Annotated in this window: 16 protein-coding genes and 1 pseudogene; 5 read left to right on the top strand and 12 right to left on the bottom strand. The window is 57.9% G+C overall.

Annotated features, from left to right (window positions below; genetic code table 11):
• Positions 1-72 precede the first annotated feature (72 nt).
• The 7 genes and pseudogenes from AC13D2_RS16550 to rpoE all read right to left on the bottom strand — a co-directional run bounded on the left by AC13D2_RS16550 (position 73) and on the right by rpoE (position 7,256).
• Positions 73-1,770 carry a putative bifunctional diguanylate cyclase/phosphodiesterase gene (locus AC13D2_RS16550; protein ID WP_482938960.1) on the bottom strand — a complete coding sequence of 566 codons (1,698 nt, stop codon included), beginning with the start codon at positions 1,768-1,770 and terminating at the stop codon, positions 73-75.
• 225 nt (positions 1,771-1,995) lie between these two features.
• Positions 1,996-2,796: pseudogene (locus tag AC13D2_RS16545) on the bottom strand (CHASE domain-containing protein); the annotation flags it as partial.
• Positions 2,797-2,947: 151 nt separating this feature from the next.
• A complete protein-coding gene (locus AC13D2_RS16540; protein ID WP_482938959.1) occupies positions 2,948-4,402 on the bottom strand; it encodes a DegQ family serine endoprotease in 1,455 nt (484 codons plus the stop codon).
• Between the two features lie 106 nt (positions 4,403-4,508).
• Positions 4,509-4,967: a SoxR reducing system RseC family protein gene (locus tag AC13D2_RS16535; RefSeq protein ID WP_292048004.1), complete on the bottom strand. Its 459-nt coding sequence runs from the start codon at positions 4,965-4,967 to the stop codon at positions 4,509-4,511.
• Positions 4,964-5,926, bottom strand: coding sequence for a MucB/RseB C-terminal domain-containing protein (locus AC13D2_RS16530; RefSeq protein WP_420391198.1), 963 nt, complete (start codon positions 5,924-5,926; stop codon positions 4,964-4,966). The genes AC13D2_RS16535 and AC13D2_RS16530 overlap by 4 nt, the downstream gene beginning before the upstream one ends.
• Before the next feature lie 128 nt (positions 5,927-6,054).
• Positions 6,055-6,624, bottom strand: coding sequence for a sigma-E factor negative regulatory protein (locus AC13D2_RS16525; protein ID WP_420390723.1), 570 nt, complete (start codon positions 6,622-6,624; stop codon positions 6,055-6,057).
• A 14-nt stretch (positions 6,625-6,638) separates the two neighbouring features.
• The gene (rpoE, locus tag AC13D2_RS16520; protein ID WP_317308342.1) at positions 6,639-7,256 is read right to left on the bottom strand and encodes an RNA polymerase sigma factor RpoE; all 618 of its coding nucleotides are present in this window, start codon (positions 7,254-7,256) and stop codon (positions 6,639-6,641) included.
• Between the two features lie 199 nt (positions 7,257-7,455).
• Between rpoE and nadB the strand changes: the two genes are divergently transcribed.
• From nadB to AC13D2_RS16495, 5 genes are all read left to right on the top strand, one after another.
• Positions 7,456-9,060, top strand: a complete 1,605-nt coding sequence (nadB, locus tag AC13D2_RS16515) for an L-aspartate oxidase (RefSeq protein WP_300493246.1) — start codon at positions 7,456-7,458, stop codon at positions 9,058-9,060.
• A gap of 50 nt (positions 9,061-9,110) precedes the next feature.
• Positions 9,111-9,365, top strand: coding sequence for an FAD assembly factor SdhE (locus AC13D2_RS16510; RefSeq protein WP_300493248.1), 255 nt, complete (start codon positions 9,111-9,113; stop codon positions 9,363-9,365).
• On the top strand, positions 9,349-9,837 hold the full coding sequence (locus AC13D2_RS16505; RefSeq protein WP_292047998.1) for a hypothetical protein: 489 nt from the start codon (positions 9,349-9,351) through the stop codon (positions 9,835-9,837). Before AC13D2_RS16510 ends, AC13D2_RS16505 begins: the two co-directional genes overlap by 17 nt.
• Before the next feature lie 14 nt (positions 9,838-9,851).
• Entirely contained in the window at positions 9,852-10,850 is a 999-nt protein-coding gene (ygfZ, locus tag AC13D2_RS16500) for a CAF17-like 4Fe-4S cluster assembly/insertion protein YgfZ (protein ID WP_292047997.1), read from the top strand.
• Between the two features lie 115 nt (positions 10,851-10,965).
• On the top strand, positions 10,966-11,799 hold the full coding sequence (locus tag AC13D2_RS16495) for an HDOD domain-containing protein (protein WP_292047995.1): 834 nt from the start codon (positions 10,966-10,968) through the stop codon (positions 11,797-11,799).
• A 142-nt stretch (positions 11,800-11,941) separates the two neighbouring features.
• Here the strand turns inward: AC13D2_RS16495 and ung are convergent, their stop codons facing one another.
• The 5 genes from ung to thrC form a co-directional block, all read right to left on the bottom strand.
• The gene (gene ung, locus AC13D2_RS16490) at positions 11,942-12,688 is read right to left on the bottom strand and encodes a uracil-DNA glycosylase (protein ID WP_292047994.1); all 747 of its coding nucleotides are present in this window, start codon (positions 12,686-12,688) and stop codon (positions 11,942-11,944) included.
• A gap of 3 nt (positions 12,689-12,691) precedes the next feature.
• The gene (lysS, locus tag AC13D2_RS16485) at positions 12,692-14,224 is read right to left on the bottom strand and encodes a lysine--tRNA ligase (RefSeq protein WP_292047993.1); all 1,533 of its coding nucleotides are present in this window, start codon (positions 14,222-14,224) and stop codon (positions 12,692-12,694) included.
• Positions 14,225-14,275: 51 nt separating this feature from the next.
• Positions 14,276-15,371 (bottom strand): peptide chain release factor 2 gene (prfB, locus tag AC13D2_RS16480; RefSeq protein ID WP_126810486.1). Its coding sequence is split into 2 segments (ribosomal slippage): positions 14,276-15,298 and positions 15,300-15,371, totalling 1,095 coding nucleotides; the frame shifts between segments, so codons are not numbered across the junction.
• A 392-nt stretch (positions 15,372-15,763) separates the two neighbouring features.
• Entirely contained in the window at positions 15,764-17,497 is a 1,734-nt protein-coding gene (gene recJ, locus AC13D2_RS16475) for a single-stranded-DNA-specific exonuclease RecJ (protein ID WP_292047992.1), read from the bottom strand.
• A gap of 5 nt (positions 17,498-17,502) precedes the next feature.
• Positions 17,503-18,906, bottom strand: a complete 1,404-nt coding sequence (thrC, locus tag AC13D2_RS16470; protein ID WP_292047991.1) for a threonine synthase — start codon at positions 18,904-18,906, stop codon at positions 17,503-17,505.
• Positions 18,907-18,916: the final 10 nt, after the last annotated feature.

The following is an 18,916-nucleotide window of genomic DNA, read 5'->3' as shown; positions in this document are numbered from 1 at the left end:
GAGCCCGGAAGGGCCGTTGCCGGAGTCCGGCGACGGCGTGATTTTACCGGTTACCGGCCGCTATTGCCATGATCAGGAGATCAGCGGCCGCTCATATTGCCTAATAAGGAAACCGATAAGCGCATCTTCGTCCAATGGGTAACTAAACAGGTTACCCTGGCATTGGGCGCAACCAGCGCTTTTGAGGAAGCTGAGCTGCTGCGGCGTTTCCACGCCCTCGGCAACAACGGTCAGGTGCAACTTTCTGGCCAGAGCAACCACCGCTGAGGCGACATCAGTCGCACTGACGTTGTAGGGGATGTCGCGAATGAAGCGATGATCAATCTTGATGACATCAAGCGGCAATTGCTGGAGCGCCACAAGAGAACAGGAACCAGTGCCAAAGTCATCCAGGATCAGGCAGACCCCCATGTCGTTCAGGGACACCAGGAGCTCCCTGAGCATGCGCGGGTCTTCATTCAGCAGTTCCGCCGGCATTTCAAGCTCAAGCCGCTCTGGCGACACTCCCGTTTCGGTAATGACCTGGCGCATCATATCCAGAAACCCGGAATCCGTCAGTTGGCGAACTGACAGGTTGACCGCCATTTTCAGTGACTCAAACCCGGCACGCTCAAGGGCCTGAACCTGGATACAGGCCTGCCTCAGCGCCAGCTCACCCAGGCGTATGATCAGACCCGTTTCCTCGGCCAGGGTAATGAATTGCTGGGCACTGACCAGCCCCTTCTCGGGGTGATGCCAGCGCAGGAAAGCCTCGACGCCAATCACCCGCTCGCTTTCGAGGTCCACCTTGGGCTGGTAATGCAGCACAAACCGATCACCTTCCAACGCCGTTGCCAGCTCTTCCTGCTGAAGCAGGCGCCTGGCGGCCTTGATGTTCATGGCCGGGGTAAAGAATTGGTAGGTGTTGCGTCCCAACTCCTTGGCCCGGTACATGGCCAGGTCGGCATACTTCATAAGCGTGCCAGGGTCCTCGCTGTCATGGGGAATCATGGTAATACCGATGCTGACGGTAACGCCCACTTCGTGATCATTGAGCCGAACCCGCTGACACAGCCTCCGCAGAATGACGTCGGCAACCTTCCCAGCATCATCGGGACCACTGATCCGCGACAACAGCACCACGAACTCATCGCCACCCAATCGGGCTACCGAATCCTCCTCGCGCACGCATCCGGCCAACCACTGGGAAACCTTCTTCAGCAGCTCGTCACCACTATCGTGGCCCAGGGTATCGTTAATACGTTTGAAACCGTCGAGATCCAGGAACATGAGGGCGGCCGGCTCTTCACTGCGACGACTCCTGCGAACCACGTGGTTAAGTCGGTCACGGAATAGCTGACGATTGGCAAGTCCGGTCAGCGGATCGTAGAACGCCAGGCGGTGCAGTTCCGTCTGTGCGGCTTTCAACTGGGTCAGGTCACGGAGGCTCAACACAACCCCATTCACGCCGGGCACCGTCAGCATGGCGGTGAACGTGCCTTCCATATCCCGCCACTGGCCTTGCGAATCGCGTATACGGCCACGGATAACCGGCATCTGCTTGCCAGGCGACCTGATGGCTTCATCGAATCCCAACTTCAATTTCGGCCAGTCCTCGGTATGAACGAGGGACTCCAGCTCCAAGCCATACACCTTATCCGGGTCGAAACCAAGAATGTCATGGCTGGACGGGCTGGCGTATCGGGGCCGGCCATCGTTATCCAGCACAAGCGTGACGTTAGCCGCACCTTCGGTAATGGCCCGATAACGACCGGCACCAATCTGCGCCATGATGCGGCCACGAATCATGGTCAGCACAAACAGGAACATCAGCAGACTGATCACAACGCCGGAACCAAGAACGATGGGCGGTCGCGGATCAGACGCCAGATAGTCAAACGCCGGGGTGGAACGGGTCTGCAACAGCCAGTCACGCCCACCGTGAGTGATGGTCTGGCTCATTTCAAAGCTGAAATTCTCATCCAGGGAGCCCAGGTTTGACCCATACATCTGGGTATCCCGCAAAACCTCCCCATTGTCGTATATCTTCACATCCAGGAACGGCGAAATCAGGCCAACAATGCCATCAAGGAGGGTGTTCATCCGAAAGGCACTAAACACATAGCCAGCAAGCATCATCTGCCGCTCCACACGGCTCTCAGGCACTTCTCCACCCTGGTAAACCGGGTAGTACATCAGGAAGCCGGCCTAATCTTCCGCCACTTCCTCCTGCACCAGCACGACTTTACCCGTCACTTTTGGTTTGGCATGGTCCCGTGCCCGCGCCATGGCGTGCCGGTGCACCGGATCACTGAAGGCATCGTAACCAAGTGCCTTGCGATTCCGCTCGGTTCCGGGCTCCAGATACACCATGGGGTAGTAATCCGGCCCGGTGCCAAGAGGCGTCACGAGGTAATTGAGGACACCGTCCTTCCTGACCGATGCGATATGATCTGCCATCTGGCGGACACCAATCCTCCGCACGTAGCCGATGCCCTGGATCCCCGGGTAATACCGGTTGATATCCACGTTATCGACATACTCCCCCCAGTCGTCCCTATCCACCTCACCGGCAACGGCAAACAGGCCTGCACTGCCCGCCAATACCTGCTCATAGTTCAGCAGGCGCTCTTCAATGGCGGTTCGCAGCTGTAGCGACTGTGTTTTGAAACGGGCTTCGGTACGGTCTTCGACCAGGCGAATGGACACTTGCCACAACAGGGCGGTGACAGCGAGAGAGGCGATCAACACTAACCAAGCGGCCCACGAATAGCGGAGCTGGAGCAGTTTCCGGAGGGGAAGTTCCTTTCTGTTCATCATTTTTGTTCAGGTCCGATCCGTGGCCAGTAATCTGATTATTTTGGCAAGTATAACAAAAGCCCCACTGGCTGTCGTTTAAACGACCTCCAGCAGGGCTCTCGATTTTGTACCGTTTTGTGACCGCCGGTCAGGGCCGGCGGATCTACTGTCAGGGCTTCATGACCAGATAAGTGGCCCGCCCCTGGCGAACAACCCGTACCGAGACGGCGCTGTCTTCTGGCAGGGATGACACCGCTTCACGGAAATCATCTACAGAAGTCACCTTGCGGCGGTTCAGTTCGGTAATCACGTCCCGTGGACGGATACCGGCATCAAGCGCCGGCCCGCGGGCAACGTCTGTCACAAGCACACCACCAGATACCCCCAGTGACTCCTGGAGTTCAGCGGGCAGGGGCTCAACGGTCATCCCCAAGGGCGCCGATGATGGGCCATTGCTGCCTGACGCCGGGGCGGATGCCGGTTCCGCACCCTCTTCCGGCAGTTTGCCGATCTCAACGTCCAGTGTAATCTGCCGACCTTCCCTCATAACTTCCATGGTGGCCGATTCACCGACCGGCGTGCGCCCTACCATCGGCGGCAGATCCGAAGACAACGTAACGTCCTCTCCCTCGTATTTGAGCACAATATCACCGGCCTGTAATCCCGCCTTCTCGGCAGGCGAACCCGTCATCACTTCTGCAACCAGGGCGCCACGAGGACGCTTCAGGCCAAATGATTCCGCCAGATCACGATTGACTTCCTGTATCAGCACACCCAACCAGCCACGGGACACCGATCCGTTATCCCGGAGCTGCCGGAACACATTCATGGCATCGTCAATGGGAATGGCGAAGGACACCCCCATAAATCCCCCCGAGCGGGTGTAGATCTGGGAGTTAATACCCACAACCTCGCCATCCAGGTTAAACAGCGGCCCGCCGGAATTACCCGGGTTGATAGCAACGTCGGTCTGGATAAACGGAACGTAGTTTTCCGATGGCAATGAACGGCCCAGGGCACTGACAATGCCAGCGGTTACGGTGTAATCAAAACCAAAGGGCGAGCCGATGGCCAGAACCCACTCCCCTACTTTCAAGTCATTGGAGCGCCCGATCCGCACCACGGGCAAGTCGTCGCCGCCCTCAATCTTGAGGACCGCCATGTCCGAACGTGGGTCGGTGCCAATCAGCTTGGCGGGCAATTCACGACGATCATTCAGGCGCACAATGATCTCGTCGGCCCCTTCCACCACATGGTTGTTGGTCAACACGTAGCCATCGCTGGAAACGATAAACCCGGACCCCATGGACTGACGCGGCGCTGATCCACCAGGGCTGCCGCCAAACGGTGACTGAGGACCGCGGAAGAAATCCTGGAAAAACTCCGGCAACTGCTCCAGCTGTCGATCGTTAAAAGGGAGGCCGTTTGAGCGGCCACGATTGGCTGACTTGGGTTCCGTCGTCGTGCTGATGTTAACCACAGCATTCGAGTTTTCTTCGACCAGTTCGGTAAAGTCAGGGAGGCTCCGGGCCGAGACAGACTGGGCCAGCGACAATGGAACAAGAAGACACAAGAGATACCAGACGAACACGATGGAACCCTGGCGCTGAGGCCGGCGCAGCATGTCTTGATCGTTCTTTACTTCAGGCATTAAAGACCCCCTGTTCAACGGACGTTGTATACTCAATGTGCGGTCAAAGCCGATAATTTCAACAGAGCCTGTTGGAACATCATTCCGGGGAAGCGACTACCCCCTGCCTCACTTCCACCAGCGTCGGTTCCCAGGTTCCCGTTTTACGTGACTGCCCCTGGCGAGCGGCCAGCAAGCCCAGAGCAAGCCCCGCAGCAGCGCCCATCATGGCGACGGCCTCACTGGCTGCGTGGCCGACCGACAACTGGTGCCCCAACACAGCCCCGACCACCATCGACACCAATGGCAGGGCATAAACCAGCAGGGAAGCACCAAGTAGCGCAGACTCATCAATGGCCACCGTCACCTCATCACCCACCCTGGCGCCAAGGCTGTTGTCCACCAGAACCTGATTGGCCCTGCCGCCTGAGACACCGGCCAGTGCGCGCTGACCACAACCATGGCGAGCGGAACAACTTTCGCAGGCACTTGTGCGAATAGTCTGTACCCACACCCTGTCGCCGGCAACACCAACTACCCTGCCAGTTTCAGTAATCATTTCTGACCTCCACCAAACGCCAGGGTATCGTCAACCTTCACCGACTCGGCCACTTTACGGGCTGTCGTCGGCGGAATCTCCCCGACGACGGTCACGAAAAAGGCAACGTCATCGACGTTGATCTGTTTCATATACACCGTCGTGGCACCAATTCGCGAAGCGCCTGTGGGCATCGCCATCTTCCGTGCTGGCTCCACAAACACCGAAAAGGCCGCCAGCCCGTCCGAGAACGCCACGGCTTGCCCTTTACCCGACCGTGGTGAAGCAGCGGGAACAAAGCCATCCGGGCGCCACTCGAGCGTCCAGCCGTCCATCCGTGCCGCGGGAGACGACGCCTGTTCCGGTTTCAGGTCCCGCTTGATGGCCTCTCCCTCCGTTCGTACGATAAATTCGCTATCCGGGAGAGAGTCCGTTATTTCAAGGCTGGTGAACTGAAAATGCTCAAGCACCTCACCACCGACGGAACGCACATGACTTTTCACCAATAGACCGGTGGATTTTTCCAGCCACAACTGATGACTGTATCGAAGATCATCCCTCGCCCTGAGTCCGAGCTTGACCACATCGTAGCCAGCAATACGATCATCTCCCACCAGCTCCGGCTGATACCATTGACTGACCGGCATCAACTGGTGGGAAAACGCCTCAGCAAACGGGCCCGACGGAATGACCTGGTCCAACTGGATGCGCCCATGGTCAGGAAGCACACAGATGACCCGCATCCCCTTTCGAACGATCTCTCCACTGGCTCCGTCCTGCAGAACCAACCGCTCTTCCACCACGCCATCCCGATACCGGTGCGCAATCTGCATAGAACTGACCTGATCGCCCCGGGCATACACAAAGACGCCGCGATAGGACGTCATATTCAGGGAGGGACCAAGGCGGTCGAGCCAATATTCGGCGCGCTCCTCATTGTTCCCGGCATTCTCCGTAGCATTGGCAGACACCTGCCACATCAACCCGGCGAAAAACGCCAACATGACCACCCAATGCCTGATTGCACCGGGGAATCGACTCCGGATTGCCGTTACAATTCTGCCCATCAGCCGTTTAACTCCAGCCAGTATCCCAAGAACATGAAGCGTCAATACTCTGGCCCGGACGCGCTAACGACCCGCGCATAACCAACCGAGCCCCGGCCGGCTCCTACACTGTTATGTTGGGCGTGCTCAAGAAGGTAGCGGCTGAGGTGCTCCCACTGCTCCTCATCCAGACCTTGCAATGCTACCTCCGGGACCGGCTCGGCAGCCGATCCCCTCGGATCCTGTTCTTCCGCAACGCCCGCTGCTGCAATCGTTCCATCGTCTTCGGCGGACTCCCAACCAGCACCGGCGCCAAAACCAATCACCGCTGCCAGAGTGACCATGGCAACCGCTGGCCAATGCCAGCTTTTGTCCCGGCGGGGCATCGATCCGACCGTCGCAGCAGGCGATACCGCACCGCCGCCATCCAGAGCATCCCTGACCCCGGCACTGACATCCACAGCCTCCGGTGCCACACCGCCCTGATGCATCAGATCCCGCACCTGCTGCCAACGTTGCCACTGCGAACGAACCTGATCCTGCTCAGCATGCGACAGCAGTCTGCGGACCGACAATTCATCTGCCTCGTCATCCATCATTGCAGACAGCGTTTCTTTGAGACGATCATCCATAGGATGCAACCTCATTACGTCCGGGAATCATTTAATAAGGGGCCCAGGTGGCGATCGACCGCATCCCGTGCCCTGAATATTCGTGACCTTACCGTGCCGATGGGGCACTCAAGAATACCGGCGATGTCTTCGTAGCTCAGCCCATCGTACTCCCTGAGCAAAAACGCAGATCGGAGCTCCTCCGGCAGGTTTGATATCGCCTCTCTGAGCGCGCTTTGCAACTGGTCCCGTTGCAGCAGCTTCTCTGGAGACGCATTGTCCCTGAGCCTAGAGCCGTCGTCATAGTTCTCGGCTTCACCCGCATCGGCACTGCCCTGCGGACGACGCCCCCGGGACTCCAGAAAATTCTTGGCCGTGTTCACGGCGATCCGGTACAACCAGGTGTAGAACGCGCTGTCTCCCCGAAAACGGTCAATCGCCCGGTACGCCTTGACGAAGGTTTCCTGGGTAAGGTCCATCACCTCCTGGCTGTCGTAGACATAACGACTGATAATCGACGCAACCCGGGACTGATATTTGACGACCAGAAGATCAAAGGCGGGCCGGTCACCATGACGGACCTTTCTTACCAGTTGAAGGTCTGTCTGGCTCTCGCTGTTTTCTTCCTTGTGTCTTTCTGTATCCGCATTCATGGACGGGGTGCCGGGGTTGCCATAGCGTTCGACCATCTGGCCCACTTGTCTGCTATTCAATGGAATCATGCTGCTGTCCGGCATCCGATGAGTCTACAATGCTCCCACTTACTTGGGAGCACCCCGTCAGGCCAAATAGACAGCGAGCGCAAAGTTTAGTTCAATACACATCCACATTATGGCCCGCGATTACAACCCGATGCCACAGTCCTACGAATTCGATGTCCTGATTGTCGGCAGCGGTGCTGCCGGCCTCACTGTTGCCCTGAATTTGCCCGAGCACTTGCGGATTGCCGTCATCAGCAAGGCAGATATCAGCAGCGGTGCAACGCTCTGGGCCCAGGGCGGCATTGCAGCCGTGCTGGATGACGAAGACTCCCTTGAGAACCACGTTAGCGACACTCTCAACGCAGGGGGCGGTCTCTGCCACGAGGATGCCGTCCGGTTTACAGTCGAGCATGGCCGCGAGAGTATCAACTGGCTAATTGACAGCGGTGTTACCTTTACCCGCGATGACCAGTCCCAGTACCACCTGACACGGGAGGGCGGGCATAGCCACCGTCGTATTATCCACGCGGCGGACGCCACCGGCCACGCCGTTTCCACCACCCTGACGTCCCAGGCGCAGGCGCGACCCAACATTACCCTGATGTCCCGTCGGGTTGCCGTGGACCTGATCACCAATCGCAAGCTGGCGTTGCCCGGAAACGCGTGTGTAGGCGCCTACATACTGAACCTGGAAGACAACCATGTCGAACTGTTCCGGGCCCGCTTCACCATCCTCGCCACTGGCGGCGCCAGCAAGGCGTATCGCTATACCACCAATCCGGATGGAGCCTCTGGCGACGGTATTGCCATGGCCTGGCGCGCCGGCTGCCGTGTCGGCAACATGGAGTTCAACCAGTTCCACCCCACGTGCCTGTACCACCCACATGCCAAGTCGTTCCTGATTACCGAGGCGGTGAGGGGCGAAGGCGGTGTGCTGAAACTTCCGGACGGCTCCCGCTTTATGGATCGCTTCGATGAGCGGGGCGAACTGGCCCCTCGGGATATCGTCGCCCGCGCCATCGACCACGAAATGAAACGGCTGGGCGCGGATCACCTGTACCTCGATATCAGCCATAAACCGGCCGAGTTCATCAAACAGCATTTTCCAACCATTCGCGAAAAATGCCTGACGTTCGGGATCGATATCACCAAAGAGCCGATCCCGGTGGTACCTGCCGCACACTACACCTGTGGCGGAATACTCAGTGACGAGCGCGCCCGCACCGACATCAACCAGCTCTATGTTGTCGGCGAGGCGGCCTTTACCGGTCTTCATGGCGCCAATCGCATGGCCAGTAACTCCCTGCTTGAATGCCTGGTCTACGGCCGTGCCGCCGCTGCGGATATAGCACGGCGGGAATCGGACATTCCTGCACCGCCACAAGCACCGGACTGGGACGAAAGCCAGGTAAGGGATTCCGACGAAGACGTGGTAATCTCCCACAACTGGGACGAATTGCGGCATTTCATGTGGGACTATGTTGGCATCGTTCGTACCACCAAACGCCTGCAGAGAGCCAAGCACCGGATTGATCTGCTGGAGCGGGAAATTGGCGAGTTCTACAGCAACTACCGGGTCTCGAACGACCTGCTTGAACTGCGCAACCTGGTGACTGTGGCGGACCTGATTATCTGTTCCGCACTGCAGCGACGGGAAAGTCGCGGCCTGCACTACACACTGGATTTCCCCGGACTACTCCATGAGGCAAGGGATACCGTGCTGGTTCCCACCACTTACCGACGGTCGTCGCCCTGAAGGGAATGGCTCGCTCCACTCCAATGCCTACTGATTAACAGAGAGAATCAATGTCTGACAACACCGAATTCAATCGCCTCTACTGGCACAGCCGCCGCGGCATGCTTGAACTGGACGTTTTGTTGATACCGTTCCTTGAAAATGCCTATCGAGACCTTCCCGCCGAGGACCAGGCACGGTATCAGAAATTGATCAACTGCGAGGATACCGATATGTTCGAGTGGTTCATGCAACGCAGCCGCCCGGAAGATCCCGACCTGCAACGCATTGTTGACCTCATACTGAAACGTGTCCAGCCGGATTGAACTGACACTTATCCCATCCCACGCCGTCGGGTTATTGTGCGCCCTGCCCTGGATGGCGCTGACTCTGTTCGTAGCTGCCGTGGCCAGTGAGTTCGGCTCCCTCATTATGGTGCTGGTTATCCCCTCACTCGTGGGCGCGGTTTTCCAGTACCGTAGAACCGGCTTACTGCTCGGTCCGGCAGCCGTAACCGGACTACGGGTTGAGGGCGAGCAATTATACGTGGGCCTTGGCTCAGGCCAGACCCATGTTGTTCTGGTTGAGAGTGAAAGTCGTTTGGGTGCTCACTTTGCGATCTTGAAACTGCGGCATTCCGGCACCACATCGTATACATATCCTGTTGTCCTGGTTGCCGTTACGCCTCGGTTTCGCAACATCCCTTCCGACGCATTCCGCCGTTTTCGGGTCTGGCTTCGTCTGGGCCCGACCTCTGGCAGCAAGGCATCTGGTCGCCAAACGCAGGAAATCCACTGACTCTGGAGTGTTTCATGTCAGACATCGAAAGTTCGTTGGCCAACCATCCGCTTCCCCAACCCCGCTGCGTTTCCATCTCTGACCGTGTCATGGTTCGAATAGCCGGGCCAGGCACTGACAAGTTCCTGCAGGGGCAGTTCAGCCAGCAGATTGACGATGTCACCCAGAGTCATTCGCCAAGAGCGGCAGCCTGTACACCCAAGGGGCGCGCCTATTGCCTGACCCGATTAGTAAGAGATGGGGATGACGTATTGATGGAGCTGCCAGCGGCACTCTCCGAGGGTACGGTGACGCATTTACGCAAGTACCTAATGCTATTCCGTGGCACGTCGATGGAGATAGAGCCGGACGCGCGAATCGTCGGGCTGCTGGGCGAAGCAGCGGCGGAAAAGCTGTTGCCTGGAAACACCGGGGCACTCGCGGCCGCTGGAGACTCCGTGAAAATCAACGGAGGCCGACTGATACGCACAATGGACACAGCGGAAGGCATGGCCCGCTATGAACTCTGGCAAACAGGTGATCTGGACACGTCGCTGCAACAGGCTCTGGAGGACATTCCTGCAGCCCCTCTCGCCGATTGGCAGGCTTCCGAAATCGCCGCCGGCGTAGCATCGCTAACGACCGCCACCACGGAGAGCTTTGTGCCGCAAATGCTGAATTGGCAGCATGTTGGAGGCATTCACTTCAAGAAAGGCTGCTATACCGGGCAAGAGGTGATCGCCCGCATGCACTTCCTGGGGCAACTCAAGAAAAGCCTTTTCCGGTATACCTGCGGCGACGCCGGCACCCTTCCTGCTCCCGGTGAGGCGCTACTGGACGGAGAGCGGTCAGTGGGAAATGTCGTGAATTCTGTTCGCTTCTCCGACGGACACTCGGAGATTCTGGCCGTTGTACGCCACGATGCGGCGGAGAACTCATTGGTACCAGAGAGCACCCCAGGCGCGGTTCTGTCACTGCGCCCCTTGCCGTATTTCGTTCCGGAGCGTGAAAAAACCGACACGCCTGATACATAAGTTGACAGGAAGAGTCCCGATAATTTGCTATAAAGTACGTCATATACATGAACATGTTAGCCTTCCGGACCTTCTACCGGCCAGGTGACACTTAACAGGCGGATTCAAACTGACTATGTCCAACATTGTAGAAACCATAAAAACCGACCTGACCGACGCTATTGAAAACGACAAACTGGTACTTCCGACGCTTCCGGAAGTTGCGCTCCAGGTACGCGACATCGCAGAGAACGAGGATTCGGCCATTATTGATCTGGTGAAGGTCATCAGCAATGACACGGCCCTGTCAGCCCGCATCATCCGAGTCTGCAACAGCCCACTATTTCGCGGCAGCCGGGCGATTGAGAATTTGAATATGGCGGTCAGTCGCCTGGGTATGGCTTATACCAGCAACCTGGCGATGGGCCTTGCCATGGAGCAGATGTTCCAGGCCACGTCGGACATGATCGACAAGCGCCTGCGTGCCACCTGGCAGAAGAGCACTGAGGTGGCAGGGGTGTGCCACGTACTGGCACAGCACTACACCGATCTCAAGGCAGACCAGGCTACTCTGGCCGGGCTGGTACATCTGATCGGGGTGTTGCCGATTCTGCGTTATGTGGAAGACCGGGATATCCAGATCAGCAGCATCATGTTGGATAATGTGATCGATGAGCTTCATCCGCGTATCGGGGCTATGATTCTGCAGAAGTGGGATTTCCCGAAGGAGCTTCAGAATGTGCCCCTGGAATACGCAAACTTGCATCGTGAGGTGCCGGCGGCGGATTATGCGGATTTGGTGATGATTGCCAATCTGCAGTTGATTGCCGGGACGGATCATCCCTGGACGGAAGTGGACTGGAAGACGGTTTCGGCGTTCGATCGTCTTGGGCTGGATCCGGAGGTGGATATGAGCGAGGAAGAGGACCTGAACGCGCAGATGGAAGCTGCTATGGCTCTTTTGCAGTAATTCCTAGGGGGCTGGCCAGGGGGCTGGGATATTTTTTCTTTGGAAAAGAACTCGCTGCGCTCAGACACCTTTTCCTGGCAGAAAAAATATCCCAGCCCCCTGTCCGTTCCTAGCTATTGCGGGCCGCCCTTTGCGTTCCGCGCTATTCCTTCGACTGACTTTTCCCGTATTTTTCCAATAACTCCGATTTGTTTGGCAAAGACCAATCAACAGTCGGCAGCCCTTTCTGCTGTAACCACTCGTTCGCCCGGGAAAAATGCTTGCAACCGAAGAAGCCGCGGTAGGCGCTTAGCGGCGATGGATGTGGGCCGTCCAGTACCAGGTGTTTGCTGCGGTCGATGTGCTGGCCTTTTTTCTTGGCGTAGCTTCCCCAGAGTAGAAACACCACCCCCTCACGTTCGCGGTTGATGGTTTCGATGACGCGGTCGGTGAAGGTTTCCCAGCCTTTGCCCTGGTGGGCTCCAGCCTGGCCCTGGACCACGGTTAGGACGCTGTTGAGCAGAAGCACGCCCTGGTCAGCCCAGGGTTGGAGGCAGCCGTGGTCTGGGGGCTGGATTCCGAGGTCGGCGTGAATTTCCTTGAAGATATTAACCAGCGACGGCGGCGTGGCTACGTGCGGGCGTACGGAGAAGCACAGGCCGTGGGCCTGGCCGGGGCCGTGGTAGGGGTCCTGGCCGAGGATAACCACGCGCACCTGATCCAGCGGTGTACTGTTCAGGGCGTTGAAGCAATGGTGGCTGGCGGGGAACAGGGTTTTTCCGGCCTGTTCCTCCGCCGCCAGGAAGTCAGCCAGCTGTTGCATGTAGGGCTGGCTGAATTCGTTACCAAGGTGCTCAGTCCAGCCCCGGTTAGGCTTGAGCTGGCTTGCCAGTATCTCCACCGGCTGCATGGGTCAGCCCTCGTCTTTCTTCGTTTCGGCCTTGTGTTCCGGGCGCATGGCCGGGAACAGGATGACGTCGCGAATAGACGCGGAGTCGGTTAGCAACATAGCCAAACGGTCGATGCCGATACCTTCGCCTGCGGTCGGTGGCAAGCCGTATTCCAGCGCCATGACGTAGTCTTCGTCGTAGAACATGGCCTCGTCGTCGCCCGCATCTTTTTCGGCCACCTGATCCTGGAAGCGCTCGGCCTGGTCTTCGGCGTCGTTGAGCTCTGAGAATCCGTTGGCAATCTCGCGGCCACCCACGAAGAATTCGAAACGCTCGGTGACGAACGTGTCGTTGTCCTTGCAGCGGGCCAGCGGTGACACTTCTTTCGGGTAATCGGTAATGAATGTGGGCTGCATCAGGCGATGTTCAGCGGTCGCTTCAAAGATTTCGATCTGCACCTTGCCCAATCCCCAGCCTTCTTTGAGGTGAATGCCCAGATCCTTCGCCACCTGGCGGGCACTGGCTTCATCGGCCAACTGCTCAGCTTTGATATCGGGGTTGTATCGCAGGATGGCGTCCACCACGGTCAGGCGCTCGAAAGGCTTGCCGAAGTCGTACTCGATGGATTCTTCTTCGCCGTCGGACAGGGTACGGGTGTTCACCACCGTGGTGGTGCCGAGTACTTTCTGGGCGATGGTGCGCAGCATGTCTTCCGTCAGGTCCATCAGGTCGTTGTAGTCGGCATAGGCCTGATAAAACTCCACCATGGTGAATTCCGGGTTATGACGGGTGGAAAGCCCTTCATTACGGAAGTTGCGGTTGATCTCGAATACCCGCTCGAAACCACCGACCACCAGGCGCTTGAGGAACAATTCCGGAGCAATACGCAGGTACATGTCGATACCGAGGGCGTTGTGGTGGGTCACAAACGGGCGCGCCGTGGCACCGCCAGGGATCACCTGCAGCATCGGGGTTTCGACTTCCATGAAGTCCCGGTCAGTGAAGTACTGGCGCATGACGCTGATAATCTTCGAGCGCGCGTAGAACACCCGGCGACTGTCTTCGTTCACCATCAGGTCAACGTAGCGATGACGATACCGGGCTTCGGTGTCGGTCAGGCCCTTGTGCTTCTCCGGCAACGGTCGAAGCGACTTGGTGAGCAGCACATACTCGTCCATGCTGACATAGAGGTCACCCTTGCCAGACTTGCACAGGATGCCCCGCACACCCACGATATCGCCAAGGTCCCAGTGCTTGGTGTCTTTCTGGACATCCTTCGAGGCATAGATCTGAATGCGGCCCGTCATGTCCTGAACCACTTTGAACGCTTTACGATCAAGCATCATGCGGCCGGCAACGGCTACCTGAATGCCCATCTCAGCCAGCTCTTCCTTGCTCTTGTCGCCATATTTGGCCAGGAGCTCGGCCGCAGTGGCGTCGCGACGGAAGTTGTTGGGAAAGGCATTGCCCTGATCACGCATCTCCGCCAGCTTGGCGCGGCGCTCGGCAATCAGCTTGTTGTCCTCTGGCTGTGCATTCGGGGTGTGTTCAGTCATGTTGGCTCGCAAAATCGGGAATTGTCCGGGTTAGCATGGCGAAGGCGCTGTTTACAGCGCCATCTTCAAACTGGCTTCGATGAACTTGTCGATGTCACCGTCCAGCACCGACTGGGTATTGCTGGTTTCCACCTTGGTGCGCAAGTCCTTGATACGGCTGTCGTCCAGCACGTAGGAGCGAATCTGGCTGCCCCAGCCAATATCCGCCTTGGCGTCCTCCGCCTTCTGTTTCTCGGCGTTACGCTCCTGCATCTCGCGCTCAAACAGCTTGGCCTTCAGCTGTTTCATGGCCTGGTCTTTGTTTTGATGCTGGCTTCGGCCAGCCTGACAGGCCACGACAATGCCGGTAGGATTGTGAGTCAGACGCACAGCAGACTCTGTCCGGTTAACGTGCTGACCACCCGCGCCCGAGGCACGGTAGACGTCCACGCGGAGATCCGCCGGATTGATTTCAATCTCGAAGCTGTCGTCCACTTCCGGCGATACAAAGACAGATGAGAACGATGTATGACGGCGGTTGCCGGAATCAAACGGCGATTTTCGCACCAACCGATGCACGCCGGTTTCCGTGCGCAACCAGCCAAACGCATAGTCGCCCTGAATATGGATGGTGGCACTCTTGATGCCAGCGACATCGCCTTCCTGCAATTCGACGATCTCAGCCTTGAAACCACGGCGCTCTGCCCAACGCAGGTACATGCGCAGCAGCATATTGCCCCAGTCCTGAGCCTCGGTGCCACCTGAGCCCGCCTGGATATCCAGATAAGCATTGTTGGCATCCATCTCGCCGGAGAACATGCGGCGGAATTCGAGCTTCTCGAGCTCTTTATCGAGCCCGGCCAGATCAGCTTCGATCTCCGCAGCCGTGCCCTCGTCCTCTTCCTCGTCGGCGATTTCGAGCAGCCCCTCGGCGTCTTCAAGGCCGGAGGTGAGGTTGTCGATGGTCCGTACAATCAATTCAAGATCGGAGCGTTCCTTGCCCAGCGCCTGCGCCCGTTCGGGATCTTCCCATACGGAAGGCACTTCCAGCTCACGCTCTACTTCGGTCAGTCTTTCACTACGTTGATCGTAGTCAAAGATACCCCCTGAGCGCTTCAGTGCGCTCACGAAGGTCTTTTATCTTCGTAACAATGGGATTGATTTCCATGAAATCCTTACTCACGCTCAGAAAATGGATGCGTTCAAAATCAGAGGCGAGATTCTACCGGAAATCTGTTTTTAAATCAGCCGGTGGTAACCGCGACTTCCGGAAAGCACCAGGCAGGGACGTTGTCCCGGGAGCCGCTGTGAATACATCCATGTACGCTTGACGAAAACATCCATGTTTTCGACACTCCCGGGACAACGTCCCTGCCTGGCGCCCAGAATCAGGCGTGAGATTCGAACAAAGTCAGATCGGACCTGGGGTGGGGGTATCTTTTCTGCCAGAAAAAGGTGTCTGAGCGCAGCGAGTTCTTTTTCAAAAGAAAAGATACCCCCACCCCGGGGCCAGCCCGCCAAGCCCGAAGCGCCAATAGCCAGGCTCCTGGATCTCCGTACTCAGCCCAGCGGCTCCAGATAATCCACCAAAAGCTGCAGGTTAGTACGCCCACGAAAGGTATTGGCATCAGGTTTGTAAACCACCCGCGCACCCGTCTTGGTGTAGTCGGGCACTTCCGGCCCGGTGTTGAAGGCGATGCCGTCAATGATGGCGCCGCCCTCTTCAAGCTGGAGCACCAGTTTCAGGTGATTTTCGCCGACAATGCGCTGGCTGACTACACGGAAGTTTCCGTCAAACAGGGGTTCCGGGAAATGCTGACCCCAGGGACCGGCACGCTTTAACAGGGTGGCGGTTTCCAAGTGAAGCTCATCCGGGCTCAGAGGGCCATCCGTGGTGATGGCCGCCTCAAGGTCTTCCGCCCGCAAGGTATCGCGGACCGCCCGGTCGAACGCGTCACTGAACGCGTCCAGATCACCGCGGGACAGGGTCATGCCTGCCGCCATGGCGTGGCCGCCGAATTTTTTCATCATACCCGGGTGTCTGGCATCAACGACGGCCAGCACGTCGCGGATATGCAAGCCCGGGATGGAACGAGCAGAACCCTTGATGTCCTCGCCATTGTCGTCGGGAGCGAAAGCAATCGTCGGGCGGTGGGTCTGTTCGCGAATCCTGGCTGCCAGTATGCCAATCACCCCCTGGTGCCAGTCGGTGTCGAACAGGGCCAGCCCCCAGGGTAAGCCCTCAATATCCAGCGACATGGACGCCAGCAGGTCCTGGGCCTGGGTTTTCATGTCCTTTTCGATGGTACGCCGCTCGCGGTTGAAGGTATCCAGTTCGCGGGCCAGGCGCTGGGCTTCGTCACGGCTGTCCGCCAGCAGACAGGCAATGCCCACGCTCATATCGTCCAGGCGACCAGCTGCGTTCAGTCTTGGGCCAACCACAAAACCAAGGTCCGTGGAGCTGATTTCAGTGTGGTCTCGGCCTGCCACTTCCAGCAGCGCCAGAATACCGGGGCGGGCCTCCCCCTGGCGGATGCGACGCAGGCCCTGCTCCACGAAGATGCGGTTGTTATGGTCCAGAGGAACAACGTCCGCCACGGTGCCGAGCGCCACAAGGTCCAGAAGGTTACCGAGATTAGGTTGCGGTTCTGGCAACAGGCCTTGCTCCCGCAGGTGCTTTCGAAGGGCCGTCAGCACATAGAACATCACACCCACGCCTGCTGCGTTCTTGCTCAGGAAGGGGCAGCCGGGCTGGTTGGGATTCACGATGGCGTCCGCGTCGGGCAAGGTTTCACCGGCCAGGTGATGATCGGTTACAACCACCCGGATGCCCAGTTCTCGGGCAGCCCGAACACCCTCTACTGCGGAAATACCGTTGTCCACGGTCACTAGCAGGTCCGGCAGCGCACCCTCATCTCTCAGCCGGTGGATAATGCCTGGCGTCAAACCGTAACCGTCGGAAAACCGACTGGGCACGCGGAAGTCAATATTGTTCAGCCCCAGCATCCCCAGCCCCAGCATGGCAACCGCCGTGCTGGTGGCACCGTCGGCGTCGAAGTCTCCCAGCACCAACACCCGTTGCTGGTCAGTGATGGCCTCCGCCAACAAAGCAACGGCACGGTCGACACCTCTCAGATCCATAGGCGACGCGAGGTGTTTCAGTGTGTAGCTGAGCTGATCATCGGAAGTCACGCCACGGGCGGCGTAAAGACGGCGAAGCAGTGGGGGCAGATTCTGACCCCAGTCCGGAGTGGTTTCCGGACCAGGGCGACGCAGGATTTTTTTCGGTGTCATACCGATCAGGTATTCTTCCAGTGTTTGGCAATAAAGTCCTGCACAGCCGGCAGATCATTGTCCAGAACAGTGTATTGTTCGTCCCGTTCGAACAGGTCCGACATATGCGCTGGCAGCGAAGGTTCAGCTTTAGCTCCTGAACGCAACACCGCATCCGGGAACTTGGCCGGATGGGCAGTGCCGAGAGTGATCATTGGTACCGCGGGATCACGACGACAGTTGCGGGCCGCGCGCACACCGATGGCGGTATGCGGGTCGAGCAGGTATTCGTTCTGCTCGAACACTTCACGGATGGTGTCCGTGGTACCTTCATCATCCACTGCGTCACTGTCGAACAACTTGCGGGCATGCTTCCAGCGGTAGTCTTCAATACTGACCGGCCCTTCGGACGCTTTCTCCAGCATCTCTTTCACAGCCAGCCCATCACGTCCGTGCAAATCAAACAGCAGACGTTCGAAATTGCTGGACACCATGATATCCATGCTGGGTGACAGGGTATGCTCAAGCTGAAGCTGTTCGTAACGGTTGCCGCTCATAAAGCGATGCAGGATGTCGTTGCGGTTGGTGGCGATTACCAACTGGGAGATCGGCAGCCCCATTTTTTTGGCCAGGTAGCCAGCAAAGATATCGCCGAAGTTACCCGTCGGTACCGAGAACGCCATGCTGCGGTCCGGTCCGCCAAGCGCCAGGGACGCATGAAAGTAGTAGACGATCTGGGCCATGATACGAGCCCAGTTAATGGAATTCACCGCCGCAAGCTGTGTTTGGCCGCCAAGAAACGACTGGTCACCAAAACTCGCCTTCACCATGCGCTGACAGTCATCAAAGTTGCCGCGCACCGCGATATTGTGGATGTTATCACCCTTCACGGTGGTCATCTGGCGACGCTGCACCTCGGACACACGCTCATGGGGATGCAGGATGAAAATATCCACATGTTCGCACCGGCGGCAGCCCTCAATGGCAGCGGAGCCGGTATCACCGGACGTTGCCCCCATGATCACAACATGCTGCTTGCGCTTCTCCAGCACGTAATCCAACAGGCGCCCCAACAGCTGCAGGGCAAAATCCTTGAACGCCAGTGTGGGACCACGGAACAGCTCCATGACCCACTCATTAGTGTCCAACTGAACCAAGGGCGCCACCGCTTTATGGGCAAATACGTCGCCGTAGGTGTCGTCCAGCATCCTGCGGAAATCCTCCGCCGGAATCGCATCGTCGACAAAGGGGTGCATTACCTTGAAAGCAAGCTCGCTGTAGGAAAGCCCACGCCAGCTACGGATTTCCTCCAGGCTGAAATGAGGTAGTGATTCCGGGACATACAGGCCACCGTCGGTGGCCAGGCCTGTTAGCAGGACGTCTTCAAAGCCCAGGGCGGGCGCTTCGCCCCGTGTACTGATGTATCTCACCTTGCGTTCC

The sequence above is a fragment of the Marinobacter sp. B-12 genome (assembly GCF_056857915.1).
The sequence above is the reverse complement of the archived record's forward strand: the minus strand, read 5'-3'. Positions and strand labels throughout refer to the sequence as shown.

What these genes read in the sequence shown, in the direction of transcription:
- AC13D2_RS16510 (WP_300493248.1), top strand. Translation starts at nt 9,111, where the DNA reads ATGTCTGACAACACCGAATTCAATCGCCTCTACTGGCACAGCCGCCGC.
- AC13D2_RS16550 (WP_482938960.1), bottom strand. Translation starts at nt 1,770, where the DNA reads ATGGCGCAGATTGGTGCCGGTCGTTATCGGGCCATTACCGAAGGTGCG.
- AC13D2_RS16525 (WP_420390723.1), bottom strand. Translation starts at nt 6,624, where the DNA reads ATGGATGATCGTCTCAAAGAAACGCTGTCTGCAATGATGGATGACGAG.
- ung (WP_292047994.1), bottom strand. Translation starts at nt 12,688, where the DNA reads ATGCAGCCGGTGGAGATACTGGCAAGCCAGCTCAAGCCTAACCGGGGC.
- rpoE (WP_317308342.1), bottom strand. Translation starts at nt 7,256, where the DNA reads ATGAATGCGGATACAGAAAGACACAAGGAAGAAAACAGCGAGAGCCAG.
- lysS (WP_292047993.1), bottom strand. Translation starts at nt 14,224, where the DNA reads ATGACTGAACACACCCCGAATGCACAGCCAGAGGACAACAAGCTGATT.
- ygfZ (WP_292047997.1), top strand. Translation starts at nt 9,852, where the DNA reads ATGTCAGACATCGAAAGTTCGTTGGCCAACCATCCGCTTCCCCAACCC.
- AC13D2_RS16530 (WP_420391198.1), bottom strand. Translation starts at nt 5,926, where the DNA reads ATGTGGCAGGTGTCTGCCAATGCTACGGAGAATGCCGGGAACAATGAG.
- AC13D2_RS16540 (WP_482938959.1), bottom strand. Translation starts at nt 4,402, where the DNA reads ATGCTGCGCCGGCCTCAGCGCCAGGGTTCCATCGTGTTCGTCTGGTAT.
- AC13D2_RS16535 (WP_292048004.1), bottom strand. Translation starts at nt 4,967, where the DNA reads ATGATTACTGAAACTGGCAGGGTAGTTGGTGTTGCCGGCGACAGGGTG.
- AC13D2_RS16495 (WP_292047995.1), top strand. Translation starts at nt 10,966, where the DNA reads ATGTCCAACATTGTAGAAACCATAAAAACCGACCTGACCGACGCTATT.
- nadB (WP_300493246.1), top strand. Translation starts at nt 7,456, where the DNA reads ATGCCACAGTCCTACGAATTCGATGTCCTGATTGTCGGCAGCGGTGCT.
- recJ (WP_292047992.1), bottom strand. Translation starts at nt 17,497, where the DNA reads ATGACACCGAAAAAAATCCTGCGTCGCCCTGGTCCGGAAACCACTCCG.